The sequence below is a fragment of the Comamonas sp. UBA7528 genome, from assembly GCF_002479375.1.
Taxonomy (GTDB): Bacteria; Pseudomonadota; Gammaproteobacteria; order Burkholderiales; family Burkholderiaceae_C; genus Comamonas.
This window is the reverse complement of the sequence record NZ_DLMU01000002.1, coordinates 1-13,497: the sequence shown is the minus strand read 5'-3', so window position 1 is coordinate 13,497 and position 13,497 is coordinate 1. Positions and strand designations below refer to the sequence as shown.

The following is a 13,497-nucleotide window of genomic DNA, read 5'->3' as shown; positions in this document are numbered from 1 at the left end:
TGCACTCCCCTTTCAGGCGCGCATCGTGGATGCGTCGGTTGTCTGCACCTGCGCGGAAGTCTTGCCGAAGCGTCGCTCCCGGCTGGCGTAATCATGAAGCGCCGCATCCAGGGCCGCGTCGTCAAAGTCGGGCCACAGGCTGGGGCTGAAGAACAGCTCGGAGTAGGCACACTGCCACAGCAAAAAATTGCTGATGCGGTGCTCGCCCCCGGTACGGATGAACAGGTCCGGATCGGGCACATGGGCCAGGGCCATGGCAGCGTTCAGACTGGCTTCGGTGATGGCTTCGCCACGCGCAGCCAGCTGCGCTGCCGCCTGGGCCACATCCCAGCGGCCGCCGTAGTTGAAGCAGACGTTCAGGATCAGGCGCTCATTGTGCGCGGTGGCCTGCTCGGCCTGTACCAGGCCAGCCGCCACCTTGGCACTCAGGCCCTGGCGCTCACCCACAAAGTGCAGTTGTACACCTTCCTTGGACAGGCTGGGCACTTCATGGCCCAGCGCCGTCGCCAGCAGCGACATCAGGCCCGACACCTCATCCGCAGGACGATTCCAGTTCTCTGACGAGAACGCGAACACGGTCAGTACGCGCACGCCACGCTGGATGCAGGCCCGCACGCAGCGGCGCAGTGCATCCACACCCTGCTTGTGCCCCGCCAGCCGCGGCAGAAAGCGTTTGGTGGCCCAGCGGCCATTGCCATCCATCACGATGGCTACGTGGTGCGGCACCACGGATGACACGGTCATGCAGTCGAAATCGCTAACAAGCCAGGCTCAGACAGCCAGGATGTCCTGTTCCTTGGCGGCCACCAGGGTGTCCACTTCGGCAATGAACTTGTCCGTCAGCTTCTGCACTTCGGCTTCCGAACGCTTTTGATCGTCTTCCGAAGCTTCCTTGTCCTTGACCAGCTTCTTCACACCTTCGTTGGCGTCGCGGCGCAGGTTGCGGATGGCGATCTTGGAGTTTTCACCCTCGGTACGCGCCAGCTTGGTCATTTCCTTGCGGCGCTCTTCGCTCATCGGCGGCAGCGGCACGCGGATCAGGTCGCCCAGCGAGGCGGGGTTCAGACCCAGATCGCTTTCGCGGATGGCCTTTTCCACCTTGGCGGCCATGTTCTTTTCCCAGGGCTGCACGCTGATGGTGCGCGAGTCCAGCAGCGACACATTCGCCACCTGGGACAGCGGCACCATGGAGCCGTAGTACTCGACATGGATGGCATCCAGCAAGGCCGGATTGGCACGGCCGGTGCGGATGCGCGAGAGATTGTTCTTGAGCGCCTCGATGGACTGGCCCATCTTGGTTTCGGTACTCTTCTTGATGTCAGCGATCGTCATGTGTTTACCTCGGGAAGCCAATGTCCGCCCGCACTCACCGGGCGGGCGCGCGGTCTTCGCAATTAAGCGGACACCAGGGTGCCTTCGTCATTCCCCATCACCACGCGCAGCAATGCGCCGGGCTTAACGATGGAAAACACGCGGATAGGCAGCTTCTGGTCACGGCACAGAGCGAAAGCCGTGGCATCCATGATGCCCAGGTTGCGCGAGATCGCTTCATCAAACGACAGCGAGGAATAGCGTGTCGCGGAAGGATCCTTGACGGGGTCTGCAGTGTACACACCGTCCACCTTGGTGGCCTTGAGCACCACCTCGGCACCGATTTCTGCGCCACGCAGTGCAGCGGCAGTGTCGGTCGTGAAGAAGGGATTGCCGGTGCCGGCAGCGAAAACCACCACCTTGCCCTCTTCGAGATATTGCAGCGCCTTGGGGCGCACATAGGGCTCGACCACCTGCTCGATGCCGATGGCCGACATCACGCGGGCCGTCAGGCCTTGCTTGTTCATGGCATCGGCCAGAGCCAGCGCGTTCATCACGGTGGCCAGCATGCCCATGTAATCTGCCGTGGCGCGGTCCATGCCGGCAGAGCCGCCCGCCACACCACGGAAGATGTTGCCGCCGCCGATGACCACCGCCACTTCCACCCCCACCTTGGTCACCTCGACGATCTCGGAGACCATGCGCTCGATCGTGGCGCGGTTGATACCGAACTGGTCATCCCCCATCAGCGCTTCGCCTGACAGCTTGAGCAAGATACGCTTGTGGGCTGGTTTGGCTTGGGACATGGGGAACTCCGTTCGATTCAAATAAGTGAGGGGGTGGTTGCGGGGTAATCAGCGGTGCGGCTTCGGCGCTTTAGGCGCCCTTGGCTGCAGCCACTTGGGCAGCCACTTCGGCGGCGAAGTCGTCCACCTTCTTCTCAATGCCTTCGCCCACCACGAACATGGTGAAGCCCTTCACATTGGTGTTGGCAGCCTTGAGCATCTGGGCCACGGTCTGCTTGCCGTCGGCAGCCTTCACGAAGACCTGGTCAGCCAGGGACACTTCCTTCAGGTACTTCTGCACAGAGCCTTCCACCATCTTGGCGACGATGTCTGCGGGCTTGCCGGATTCGGCTGCCTTGGCTTCGGCCACCGAACGCTCCTTGGCGATCAGGTCGGCAGGCACGTCGGCGGAAGTCACGGCCACGGGCTTCATGGCAGCGATGTGCATGGCCACGTCCTTGGCAGCCACTGCGTCACCGTCGAACTCGACGATCACACCGATACGGGTGCCGTGCAGGTAGGAAGCCAGCGTGCCTTCGAAGCGCTTGAAGCGGCGGAAAGACATGTTTTCGCCGATCTTGCCGATCAGGCCCTTGCGCACATCTTCCAGGGTGGGGCCGTAGCCGTCTTGCTCGTAGGCCAGAGCGCCCAGGGCTTCCACGTCAGCAGGGTTGTGCTCAGCCACCAGCTTGGCAGCAGCGTTGGCCATGTTGATGAAGCTGTCGTTCTTGGAGACGAAGTCGGTTTCGCTGTTGACTTCGATCATGCCACCCTTGCCACCTTCGATGAAGGCAGTGATCACGCCTTCGGCGGTCACGCGCGAAGCAGCCTTGCCAGCCTTGGTGCCCAGCTTGACGCGCAGCAGCTCTTCCGCCTTGGCCATGTCGCCTTCGGCTTCAGTCAGTGCCTTCTTGCATTCCATCATCGGGGCGTCGGTCTTGGCGCGCAGTTCGGCGACCATGCTTGCGGTAATTGCAGCCATCTTGTTTCTCCGTCTTCAGTATTCAGTTCGTTACAGGATTTCAGCTAAAAAAAGGGGGCTACCAGAGCCCCGCTTTTTTATCGCGACGTATCGCGCAGCCGGGAATTAGGCAGCGGTGTTTTCCACTTCCACGAATTCGTCGGAGCCTTCGCCAGCAGCAGCCTTGGCCACGTCGTTCAGACGGGCTTCGCGGCCTTCCAGGATCGCGTCTGCCATGCCGCGGGCGTACAGTTCCACGGCCTTGGCCGAGTCGTCGTTACCGGGGATCACATAGTCGATGCCTTCGGGGTTGTGGTTGGAGTCCACCACACCGATCAGAGGAATGCCCAGCTTCTTGGCTTCGGAAATGGCAATCTTGTGGTAACCCACGTCGATCACGAAGATGGCATCGGGCAGGGTGTTCATGTCCTGGATACCGCCGATGTCCTTTTCCAGCTTTTCCAGTTCGCGCACGAACATCAGCTGTTCCTTCTTGGACATGGATTCCAGACCAGCTTCTTGCTGAGCCTTCATGTCCTTCAGGCGCTTGATGGAGGTCTTGACCGTCTTGAAGTTGGTCAGCATGCCACCCAACCAGCGTTGGTCCACGAAAGGCACGCCAGCGCGCTGGGCTTCTGCAGCCACCAGCTCACGAGCTTGGCGCTTGGTACCCACCATCAGCACGGTGCCACCGTTCGAAGCCAGTTGCTTGGCGAACTTCTGGGCATCCTGGAACATCGGCAGCGACTTTTCCAGGTTGATGATGTGGATCTTGTTGCGGTGACCGAAGATGAACGGAGCCATCTTGGGGTTCCAGAAGCGGGTTTGGTGACCGAAGTGGACGCCAGCTTCCAGCATCTCGCGCATTGTTACTGCCATGAAAATTACCTCAAAGGTTGTGTCTAAAATCCAGCCCAACCATTGCAGCCACTGCGTGACTGCAACACCTTGAAGAGACTGGTTTGCGATTTACTTTGCATCCCTGCAGCCCACAGCCTTCCTTCAAAACCTGAAAGCAAGCCGGGTCGCATTGCGCAAAGCCGAAAGATTTTAGCACAGCCCATGAAGCCTGACCTCCTTGCCACGCGTGCTTTGCTGCGCGAAGGCCGCTCCACCGCCTCCCGGGAGCTGGAAAAATCCATCGCCGCCGCCCAATCCCCAGCCTGCCAGCATGTGTTTGCACAGACGCTGCTCGACAGCGCGCGCGCCACCGCGGCGACAACCGACCCCGCCCTGCCGCTGGCAGGCCTGGCTGTCTCGGTCAAGGACCTGTTTGACATGCAGGGCTGCACCAGCACCGCCAGCTCCTGCGTGCTGGCCCACGCGCCCGCCGCCCGCCAGGACAGCGGTGCCGTGACCCGCCTGCGCCGCGCCGGCGCCAGCATCATCGGTCGCACCCACATGGTGGAGTTTGCCTACGCAGGCGTGGGAGTCAACCCGCATTTCGGCACACCGGCGGCAGTGGATGCCCTGCATGGCGACGCCACACCAGGGTATACAGCACGCATTCCGGGCGGCTCATCCTCCGGTGCAGGGGTCTCGGTCGCCACCGGTGCCGCCTGGCTGGCTTTGGGGTCAGACACCGGCGGCTCCATCCGCATCCCCGCCGCCCTCAACGGCCTGGTGGGATTCAAGCCCACAGCCCGCCTCTCCCTGCTGGATGGCACGGTGCCGCTGGCCCCCTCGCTGGACACAGCCTGCGCCCTGACCCGCAGCGTGCGCGACGCCGTGCTCGCCCACCAGATACTGACCGCACAGCCCGTACACACCGGCCGGCGCAGCCTGCGCGGCAGCCGCCTGGCCGTGCCCACCACGGTGTTCCTGAATGAGCTGGAGCCCGCTGTGGCCACCGCCTTTGCCCGCAGCCTGCAGCGCTTGCGTGACGCCGGCGCCGAGCTGGTGGAGATCGACCTGCCCGAGACCGCCGAACTGGCCGCCATCAACGCGGCCGGCGGCCTGACCGCTGCGGAAAGCTATGCCTGGCACCGCCACCTGCTGGCCAGCAAGGCCGATCTGTACGACCCCCGTGTGCGCAGCCGCATCGAGAAGGGTGAACTGCTGAGCGCAGCCGACTATATCGACCTGTTGCATTTGCGCCGCGACTGGCAGCAGCGCATGGAAGCCACCCTCCAGGGTTTTGACGCCCTGATCTCGCCCACCGTGCCCATCACCGCTCCGCTGATTGCCGATGTGGCACCGGCTGATGGACAGGACGCCGCACGCGATGCCCAGCGCGACGCCGCGTTCACCCGCACCAATATGCTGCTGCTGCGCAACACCAGTGTGGTCAATCAGCTGGATGGCTGCGCCATCAGCCTGCCCTGCCATATGCCAGGGGAATTGCCTATGGGCGTCATGCTTTGGCACAGTGCCATGCACGATGATGCGATCCTGGACCTGGCTTTGCAGGCAGAATCCGTGCTTCTTTCGTATTGATACATGTTGCCGGCGGCCTGGACCGCCCGGCGTCACACCCTTTTCCATGGACATCGCCATAGTCGGTGCCGGCATTGCCGGCATTGCGACCGCTTACGAACTGGCCCAGGACGGCCATACGGTGACGGTCTATGAACAACACAATGCTGCCGCCGAAGGTGCCAGCTTTGCCAATGCGGGCTGGCTGTCCCCCACCCTGCTGCAACCCTGGTCCACCCCCGGCTGGACCCCGGGCGGCACCAGCCAGACATTGGTGCAGGCTGCCGGCCCCTGGCTGGGACAGAACTGGCGCTGGCTGCGCCGCTGGAAGACCGCCGAGCGCAGTGCCCACAAGACTGGCCTGCTCACCACCACCGCCAGTGCGCTGGAACAGCTCAGCGCATTCAGCCAGCAGCTGCGCCACGAAATCTCGGCCGCCCATGAACTGAGCACCGAATCCCACCAGGGCCACCTGGTGCTGCTGCGCAGTGCCAAGGAGGTGCAAGCCATGCAACCGCTGCTGGCCGCACTGGGTGAGATGGACGTGTCCGCCCAGTTGCTGGACGCAGCCGACGCCCGTGCCGTGGAACCCGGTCTGTCCCCCGAGGCCACGCTGGCCGGCGCCCTGCAACTGAGCGAAGGCGAGACCATCAACTGCCGCCAGTGGACGCAGCAGTTGCGCCAGCTGGCCATGCACCGCGGTGTGCGCCTGCAGCCCCACACCACCATCCGCAGCGTGCAAAGTGTGGGCAAGCAGGTGCACCTGCTACAGGAAGGCGACAACGCCGCCCACCTGCACGATGCCGTGGTGCTGTGCACGGGCGCCAGCCCCGATCTGCTGGCCGCCAGCGGCCTGCGCCTGCCCATGATGCCGCTGCACGGCTACTCCATCAGCGCGCCGCTGCGTGAGCCCACCCATGCGCCCCGCGCGGCGGCACTAGACTGGGGCCAGCAACTGGTCATCAGCCGCATCGGCCAGCGCATCCGCATCAGCGGAGGTGCCGAACTGGGCACCGCGCCCGAGACCCACAACCAGGCCACGCTGACACGCATGTACGAAGCGCTGAACGACTGGTACCCCGGGGCAGCCCAGCTGTCCTCGCCCCAGGTGCAGATCTGGCGCGGCACCCGCGGCGTCATGCCCGACGGTGCGCCGCTGCTGGGCCGGGGCTCGCAACCCCAAATCTGGCTCAACCTGGCCCATGGCGCCCACGGCGCATCGCTGGCCAATGGCTGCGCCCGCATCCTGGCCGACCAGATTGCCGGCCGTGCAGTGCCACAGGAAGTGCAGGCCTTGTCGCCGATGCGGTTTTCCAGCTGACGCGGTGACGCGATCCACCCCAGACGGGGTGGATCGCCCCCCTCCCCCCCCTTTTTCAGCCGACGCTCCGCGCCGCACTTCTGCGGCCAGCGCCGCCACACGGCTTGCTTGCTCGGCCGTTGGCGATCTGCCACAGCCCACACCTGTCCCGGCACCCATCGGGTGCACACTGCGGGGTATGCGCTCCCTCTCCTCCCTCCCCCCGGCAGCACGCCGTCTGCAACGCGCTGCCGGCGGTCAACCGCTGTATGACACGGCCACCACCCGCCTGATTGAAGCCCACGCACTGGATGCCGCCCCCAGCCCCAGCCTGATGCAGCGCGCAGGTGCGGCACTGGCCCAACTGGGTCGCGCCATTGCCCCCCATGCCCGCCAGGTCTGGCTGGCCTGCGGCGCAGGCAACAACGGCGGAGACGGGCTGCAGGCAGCCGCCGCCTTCCAGGCTTCCGGCTATGCCACCAGCGTGCACTGGCTGGGGGACCCGCAGCGCTGCAGCAGCGACACCCGCGCCGCATGGATGGCCGCCCAGCAGGCCGGCGTGCGCTTTCTGGGCAGTGCGCCACCCGTTCTGGACGCCCATGACCTGGCGGTGGACGCACTGCTGGGCATTGGCGCCAGCACACGCCACCTTCCCCCCAACGACCCGCTGGTGCAATTGCTGCAATGGCTGCACCTGTGCCCGGCGCCGGTACTGTGTGCCGACCTGCCTTCGGGCCTGCAGGCCGACACCGGCCAGTATCTGCCTGGCATGGCCTTCGAGCGCGCCCCGCGCAGCCCGCGCCACACGCTGAGCTTTCTGACCCTGAAACCCGGCCTCTTCACCGGCGCCGGCCGGGATGCGGCGGGCGAGATCTGGTGGGATGAGCTGGGCATCGACCTGAACCAGCACCCCGGCCACCACCCCTGCGCCCAGCTGGGCGGCGCCGTGGCACTGCGCAGCCGGGCCCACGCCAGCCACAAGGGCAGCTATGGCGATGTGGCTGTGATCGGTGGCGAAGGCCTGTACCTGCGCGGCATGGGCATGGGGGGGGCCGCTGTGCTGGCGGCCACGGCGGCGCTGCACCATGGCGCTGGCCGCGTGATGCTGGCTTTGCTGGACGAAGGCGCCTGCCAGTTGCTGCCCCACCAGCCCGAGCTGATGCTGCGCCAGGTCAGCGCCCTGCACTGGGACCAGGGCGTGGTGGTGTGCGGCTGCGGCGGTGGTCAGGCCGTGGCCACCGTGCTGCCCCAGGCGCTGGAACAAGCCCACCGCCTGGTGCTGGATGCCGATGCCCTCAACGCCATTGCCGCCGACAGCGCCTTGCAGCACTTGCTGGCCAGCCGCGCCCACATCGGCCTGCACACCATCCTCACCCCCCACCCGCTGGAAGCCGCGCGCCTGCTGGGCAGCGACACCGCTGCCGTGCAGGCCGACCGCTTGCTGGCCGCGCACCAGCTGTCGCAACAGACGTCCAGCACCGTGGTGCTCAAAGGCTCGGGCAGTATCATTGCCAGCCCCCACCAGCTGCCGTGCATCAATGGCAGCGGCAATGCACTGCTGGCCACGGCCGGCACCGGCGACGTGCTGGCCGGCATGGTGGGTGCCGCCTGGGCACAGGGCCTGCCGCCCCACACCGCCGCACAATGGGCCGTGTGGCGCCATGGCCATCTGGCCGACCAGTGGCCGACCGGTCAGGCACTGACGGCCGGTGCACTGGCGCGTTGCAGCTGAAACCGCAGGCCACTGCACCATCCCGCATGCACACTGCCCGCGAACACGCTGGCAGCAGATGCTGCTGCAGTTGCCGCCACAGACTCGATGGTGCGCCCTAGTGCCTCCATACCTGCCGTGGATGCAGCAACCGCCCTGCACCAGCGCTGCACTATCCAACAGCGCTGGCACTGCCGATCAACAGGTTTCTTGCCATGCCGCTGGATCCACCCATCTTTTTGGAACACAAAAAGCACAGCGCCGGTGAATTCACCCACGCTTCCCAGGCCAGAAACAGCCGCGATCACAGGCTGAATAAGCGCCAAGCGCTCCAACCTTCCCGGCCGGCCACCAAGAAGACCCACACCGCAACACCACCACCAGAGCGGGCAAGTGGCAAATGGCAAGCAACAGGCCAGCCTGGCAAGCAGACTCCGTACACACCATCCACCCGATGTGAGCGGCTGCACACAAAAAAAAGGATCCACCGCATCCCGCTGGTGAATCCCTGGTGCCAGGCACAGAAGCCGCCCTGGTGCAAGCCGCCGAAGCGGCCGCCCCTCCAACGCCTCAGCGGCCCGATCTTGGCTTGCGCTTGCTGGCCCGGGAGTTTTTGACGGCTTTGGCAGTGGCCTTGCCCTGTTTGGCCACTGCAGCCTGTTGCACCGATGCACGCAGATCCTGCATATCGGGCGCCGCCGCTTCACGCGGCGCCTGGTGGGCATTGCGGTTGTCACGCCGCGCGGGCTTGCCGGAACCGGAATGGCCGGACTTGCCATGGTTCCAGTTGTCCGTGGCCTCCGCCGGAGCGCGGGCTGGTGCCGCTGCTTCCTCGTTGTTGTCGTCGCCGCCGACCGTTTCACGGCGGGCACGTTTGCCAGCACGGCTGCGGGTGGCATTGCGCAAGACCATCTCTTCCTCATCGTGCACGATGCGGAAGTCGATCTTGCGGCCATCCAGGTCCACACGGCTCACCTGCACCCGCATGCGGGTGCCGATGGTGTAGCGGATGCCGGTGCGCTCGCCGCGCAGCTCCTGGCGGTGCTCATCAAAGCGGAAGTAATCGCCCCCCAGCTCGGTGATGTGCACCAGACCTTCCACATACATGGCATCCAGCGTGACAAAGATGCCGAAGGTGGTGACCGAGGACACCGTACCCGCAAACTCCTCGCCCAGATGGTCGCGCATGTATTTGCACTTGAGCCAGGCTTCCACGTCGCGGCTGGCCTCGTCGGCACGCCGCTCGTTGGCACTGCAGTGCAGGCCGGCGGCCTCCCAGCCTTGCAGCTCGGCCAGGGCAGCACGACTGCGGGATTTTTGCTTCGGCTCTGTCACGCGCGATGCCAAGCGCTTGGCCAGCTTGGCCTGGGCCTCCCCCGGCGTCGGCAAGGTCGGCAGGCGGTAGTGCGAACCGGCCAAGATGGACTTGATGACACGGTGCACCAGCAAGTCGGGGTAGCGGCGGATGGGGCTGGTGAAGTGGGTGTAGGCCTCGAACGCCAGACCGAAGTGGCCATTATTCTCGGGCGTGTAGAAAGCCTGCATCATGGAGCGCAGCAGCATGGTGTGAATCTGCTGCGAGTCCGGACGGTCCTTGGTGGCATCGGCAATGGCCTGGAATTCACGCGGGTGCGGTGTGTCGCTGACCGACAGACCCACACCAAGCGCCTTCAGATAGCCACGCAGGATGTCGATCTTCTCCGCCGAAGGACGGTCATGCACACGGAACAGACCGTTCTGGCCGTTCTCTTCGATGAAATCGGCCGAGCACACATTCGCGGCCAGCATGGCTTCTTCGATCAGACGGTGGGCATCGTTGCGGGTGCGGGGGATGATTTTTTCAATCCGGCCGTTGTCGTCGCAGACGATCTGCGTCTCCACCGTATCAAAGTCCACCGCACCGCGCGCCTGGCGCGCCTGCAGCAGGGCACGGTACACATCGTGCAGGTTCAGCAGATCCTGTACGCGTTCCTTGCGCTGCGCGGCTTCCGGCCCACGGGTGTTGGACAGAATGGCCGCCACCTCGGTATAGGTGAAGCGGGCATGGCTGTGCATCACCGCCGGGTAGAACTGGTAGGCCTGCACCTCTCCCTTGCTGTTGACCAGCATGTCGCACACCATGCACAGGCGGTCTACGGCGGGATTCAATGAACACAGACCGTTGCTCAGCTTCTCCGGCAGCATGGGGATCACGCGGCGCGGAAAGTACACGCTGGTGGCGCGGTCGTAGGCATCGATATCGATGGCATTGCCGTTCTGCACATAGTGGCTCACATCGGCAATCGCCACCAGCAGGCGCCAGCCCTTGCTGCGCCCCACCTTGGCGGGCTCGCAGTACACGGCATCGTCAAAGTCCCGGGCGTCTTCGCCGTCGATGGTGACCAGGGGCACATCGCGCAGGTCCACGCGATTCTTGCGGTCCGCGGCACGCACCTTGTCGGGCAGCGCCTTGGCTTCCGCCAGACAGGCATCACTGAAGATATGGGGCACGCCATACTTGCGCACGGCGATCTCGATCTCCATGCCTGGGTCATCCACTTCGCCCAGCACTTCAATCACCCGACCCACCGGCTGGCCAAACAAGGCCGGGGCCTCGGTCAGTTCCACCACCACCACCTGGCCAGCCTTGGCCGTGCCGATGCCAGTGCCCGGCACCAGCACATCCTGGCCATAGCGCTTGTCTTCCGGCGCTACCAGCCACACGCCGCTTTCCTGCAGCAGCCGGCCGATGAGGGTCTTGGTAGGACGCTCGACGATCTCCAGCACATGGCCTTCGGGCCGGCCGCGGCGATCCTGGCCCACGATGCGCACCCGCACCTGGTCCTTGTGCAGCACCGCGCGCATCTCATTGGGAGGAAGAAAGATGTCACCTTCGCCGTCGTCGCGCAGGACAAAGCCATGGCCATCGCGGTGCCCCTGCACGGTACCTTCAATTTCTTTGGACAAGTTGGCTGTCTTTGTGCGGAGGTTCATTTTTTTACTATACAATCTAAATCTTTCCTGAGGCGCCCAGGTGGCGGAATTGGTAGACGCACTAGTTTCAGGTACTAGCGGGTAACTCCGTGGAGGTTCGAGTCCTCTCCTGGGCACCAAGTTTAACGACAACCAGCTGTGGTTTTCGTAAAAACAAGGTTCATTGCTACCACAGTGAGCATGTTTTGCATAAAGGCGGAGACGCTTTAGGAAAAAATGGATCTGTCTTTGACAGATGCAAGCCCAGGTGGCGGAATTGGTAGACGCACTAGTTTCAGGTACTAGCGGGTAACTCCGTGGAGGTTCGAGTCCTCTCCTGGGCACCAAAATTTGCGATGCTTGCTTGTTCAGCAGACATCACCAAAAGCAAATTGTGGGGTGCTACCACACTTCATTCAACACAATTTGTCTTTTGCCCAGGTGGCGGAATTGGTAGACGCACTAGTTTCAGGTACTAGCGGGTAACTCCGTGGAGGTTCGAGTCCTCTCCTGGGCACCAAAAATTTGCGATGCTTGCTTTTGGCAAACATCACCCAAAAACGGATTGCGGGTGCTACCACACCCATTCAACACAGTCTGTTTTTGCCCAGGTGGCGGAATTGGTAGACGCACTAGTTTCAGGTACTAGCGGGTAACTCCGTGGAGGTTCGAGTCCTCTCCTGGGCACCAAAAATTTGCGATGCTTGCTTTTCGGCAAACATCACCCAAAAGCAGATTGCGGCGTGCTACCACACCCCATTCAACACAATCTGTTTTTGCCCAGGTGGCGGAATTGGTAGACGCACTAGTTTCAGGTACTAGCGGGTAACTCCGTGGAGGTTCGAGTCCTCTCCTGGGCACCAGACACATCAGGCGATTGCTGTTTCAGCAATCGCCTTTTTTGTCGCCTGCACACTCCACCACTCCCCTCCCACGGTGCATTGGCCAATGCGAGACGCCAGGGGCAAGCCACCCCGGGAAAAGCCCCTGCCAGACAGCACTGGGACAGGATTGCGGCAACTTTCCACCGCCGTGCGCACGCAGTGGCCCAGCACACAGCACACAGCATGAAAAAAGCCCATTGCCTGCCAAACAGGAATGGGCTTTGTCATCAATGGCAGGCCTCGCATGCCATGCACGGCATCTTCAGGGGCGCAGCAGCTCCAGATCAGCGGCCGTCAACCAGCGCCACTGCCCCGGCTCCATGGCTGCCGGCAACTCCAGACCGCCGATCTTCCAGCGGTGCAGGCCTTCCACACGGTTGCCCACCGCCGCCAGCATGCGCTTGACCTGGTGGTATTTACCTTCGGTCAGCGTCAAATCCAGCGTGCATTCATCCACCTGTACACAGGCAGCCGCCCGCACCGGCTTGGGGTCATCGTCCAGCACCACACCGGCCAGCAGACGCTCCACCATCTGCGCCGTCACCGCATGCTTGGCCTGTACCCGGTAGACCTTGGGCACATGCTTTTTGGGCGAACTCATGCGGTGAATGAACTGGCCATCATCGCTGAGCAGCAGCAAGCCCGTTGTATCCTGGTCCAGACGCCCCACCGCCTGCAGGCCCTGGATCGCATTCTTGTTCGGTCGCTGGCGCAGCGGCAGTGGCAGCAAGGTGTAAATGCTGGGATGGGCTGAAGGCTTCTGCGAGCATTCCGTGCCAGCCGGCTTGTACAGCAGCACATAGCCTTTTTCGTGGTATTCCCAGTCCACGCCCTGCACACGGAATTTCAAACCCTCCGGATCCAGATCCAGCGTGGAGTCGGTCACGCGTTGCATCTCGCCATCGACACACACCTCGACCCAGCCTTGCTGCACCAGCCCAGAACACACACGGCGAATGCCAAAACCCTGGGAATACAGAATATCTTGCAACTGCATAACACCACCTCACACGATTGCCCTGCGCAATCCATTTCAGAACATTCAAAAACCAGAGCATGCTCAGCACACACGGCCTTACTTCCAAATAATCTTCTATTTGAAACCCAAGCCAATCAATTCGCAAGTGCTACGCTTTTTGAGGGCAATTCAACCCCACAAAAACAAAACCCCCAGCCTC

11 protein-coding genes and 5 tRNA genes are annotated in these 13,497 nt (G+C 63.3%); 9 read left to right on the top strand and 7 right to left on the bottom strand.

Annotated features, from left to right (window positions below; genetic code table 11):
• Nucleotides 1–12: 12 nt before the first annotated feature.
• The 5 genes from uppS to rpsB all read right to left on the bottom strand — a co-directional run bounded on the left by uppS (nt 13) and on the right by rpsB (nt 3,936).
• Nucleotides 13–744, bottom strand: a complete 732-nt coding sequence (uppS, locus tag B3349_RS01930) for a polyprenyl diphosphate synthase (RefSeq protein WP_291585949.1) — start codon at nt 742–744, stop codon at nt 13–15.
• A gap of 27 nt (nt 745–771) precedes the next feature.
• Entirely contained in the window at nt 772–1,332 is a 561-nt protein-coding gene (gene frr, locus B3349_RS01925; protein WP_066536272.1) for a ribosome recycling factor, read from the bottom strand.
• A gap of 62 nt (nt 1,333–1,394) precedes the next feature.
• Nucleotides 1,395–2,117 (bottom strand): UMP kinase, encoded by a 723-nt coding sequence (gene pyrH / locus B3349_RS01920; RefSeq protein ID WP_066536273.1) that lies wholly within the window; start codon nt 2,115–2,117, stop codon nt 1,395–1,397.
• Between the two features lie 70 nt (nt 2,118–2,187).
• Complete coding sequence (gene tsf, locus B3349_RS01915) at nt 2,188–3,078, bottom strand: translation elongation factor Ts (protein ID WP_291585941.1); 891 nt, start codon at nt 3,076–3,078, stop codon at nt 2,188–2,190.
• Nucleotides 3,079–3,183: 105 nt separating this feature from the next.
• Entirely contained in the window at nt 3,184–3,936 is a 753-nt protein-coding gene (rpsB, locus tag B3349_RS01910) for a 30S ribosomal protein S2 (protein ID WP_291585939.1), read from the bottom strand.
• A gap of 183 nt (nt 3,937–4,119) precedes the next feature.
• Between rpsB and B3349_RS01905 the strand changes: the two genes are divergently transcribed.
• The 3 genes from B3349_RS01905 to B3349_RS01895 all read left to right on the top strand — a co-directional run bounded on the left by B3349_RS01905 (nt 4,120) and on the right by B3349_RS01895 (nt 8,504).
• The gene (locus B3349_RS01905) at nt 4,120–5,493 is read left to right on the top strand and encodes an amidase (RefSeq protein ID WP_291585938.1); all 1,374 of its coding nucleotides are present in this window, start codon (nt 4,120–4,122) and stop codon (nt 5,491–5,493) included.
• Nucleotides 5,494–5,539: 46 nt separating this feature from the next.
• Nucleotides 5,540–6,793 carry an FAD-dependent oxidoreductase gene (locus B3349_RS01900; protein WP_291585935.1) on the top strand — a complete coding sequence of 418 codons (1,254 nt, stop codon included), beginning with the start codon at nt 5,540–5,542 and terminating at the stop codon, nt 6,791–6,793.
• Nucleotides 6,794–6,971: 178 nt separating this feature from the next.
• A complete protein-coding gene (locus B3349_RS01895; RefSeq protein ID WP_291585932.1) occupies nt 6,972–8,504 on the top strand; it encodes an NAD(P)H-hydrate dehydratase in 1,533 nt (510 codons plus the stop codon).
• A 549-nt stretch (nt 8,505–9,053) separates the two neighbouring features.
• Here the strand turns inward: B3349_RS01895 and rnr are convergent.
• Entirely contained in the window at nt 9,054–11,456 is a 2,403-nt protein-coding gene (gene rnr / locus B3349_RS01890) for a ribonuclease R (RefSeq protein WP_291585930.1), read from the bottom strand.
• Nucleotides 11,457–11,490: 34 nt separating this feature from the next.
• Here rnr and B3349_RS01885 point away from each other — a divergent pair.
• From B3349_RS01885 to B3349_RS01865, 5 genes are all read left to right on the top strand, one after another.
• Nucleotides 11,491–11,575 (top strand) — tRNA-Leu (locus B3349_RS01885).
• A gap of 122 nt (nt 11,576–11,697) precedes the next feature.
• A tRNA-Leu gene (locus tag B3349_RS01880) sits at nt 11,698–11,782 on the top strand.
• A gap of 88 nt (nt 11,783–11,870) precedes the next feature.
• A tRNA-Leu gene (locus B3349_RS01875) sits at nt 11,871–11,955 on the top strand.
• 85 nt (nt 11,956–12,040) lie between these two features.
• Nucleotides 12,041–12,125 (top strand) — tRNA-Leu (locus B3349_RS01870).
• 88 nt (nt 12,126–12,213) lie between these two features.
• Nucleotides 12,214–12,298, top strand: a tRNA-Leu gene (locus B3349_RS01865).
• Nucleotides 12,299–12,581: 283 nt separating this feature from the next.
• Here B3349_RS01865 and B3349_RS01860 read toward each other — a convergent pair.
• Entirely contained in the window at nt 12,582–13,316 is a 735-nt protein-coding gene (locus B3349_RS01860) for a 16S rRNA pseudouridine(516) synthase (RefSeq protein WP_291585927.1), read from the bottom strand.
• Here B3349_RS01860 and B3349_RS01855 point away from each other — a divergent pair.
• The coding region (locus B3349_RS01855; RefSeq protein WP_291585925.1) for a hypothetical protein at nt 13,305–13,497 on the top strand (193 nt) is incomplete at its 3' end. The genes B3349_RS01860 and B3349_RS01855 overlap by 12 nt on opposite strands.

What these genes read in the sequence shown, in the direction of transcription:
- B3349_RS01860 (WP_291585927.1), bottom strand. Translation starts at nt 13,316, where the DNA reads ATGCAGTTGCAAGATATTCTGTATTCCCAGGGTTTTGGCATTCGCCGT.
- tsf (WP_291585941.1), bottom strand. Translation starts at nt 3,078, where the DNA reads ATGGCTGCAATTACCGCAAGCATGGTCGCCGAACTGCGCGCCAAGACC.
- uppS (WP_291585949.1), bottom strand. Translation starts at nt 744, where the DNA reads ATGACCGTGTCATCCGTGGTGCCGCACCACGTAGCCATCGTGATGGAT.
- B3349_RS01905 (WP_291585938.1), top strand. Translation starts at nt 4,120, where the DNA reads ATGAAGCCTGACCTCCTTGCCACGCGTGCTTTGCTGCGCGAAGGCCGC.
- frr (WP_066536272.1), bottom strand. Translation starts at nt 1,332, where the DNA reads ATGACGATCGCTGACATCAAGAAGAGTACCGAAACCAAGATGGGCCAG.
- pyrH (WP_066536273.1), bottom strand. Translation starts at nt 2,117, where the DNA reads ATGTCCCAAGCCAAACCAGCCCACAAGCGTATCTTGCTCAAGCTGTCA.
- rnr (WP_291585930.1), bottom strand. Translation starts at nt 11,456, where the DNA reads ATGAACCTCCGCACAAAGACAGCCAACTTGTCCAAAGAAATTGAAGGT.
- B3349_RS01895 (WP_291585932.1), top strand. Translation starts at nt 6,972, where the DNA reads ATGCGCTCCCTCTCCTCCCTCCCCCCGGCAGCACGCCGTCTGCAACGC.
- rpsB (WP_291585939.1), bottom strand. Translation starts at nt 3,936, where the DNA reads ATGGCAGTAACAATGCGCGAGATGCTGGAAGCTGGCGTCCACTTCGGT.
- B3349_RS01900 (WP_291585935.1), top strand. Translation starts at nt 5,540, where the DNA reads ATGGACATCGCCATAGTCGGTGCCGGCATTGCCGGCATTGCGACCGCT.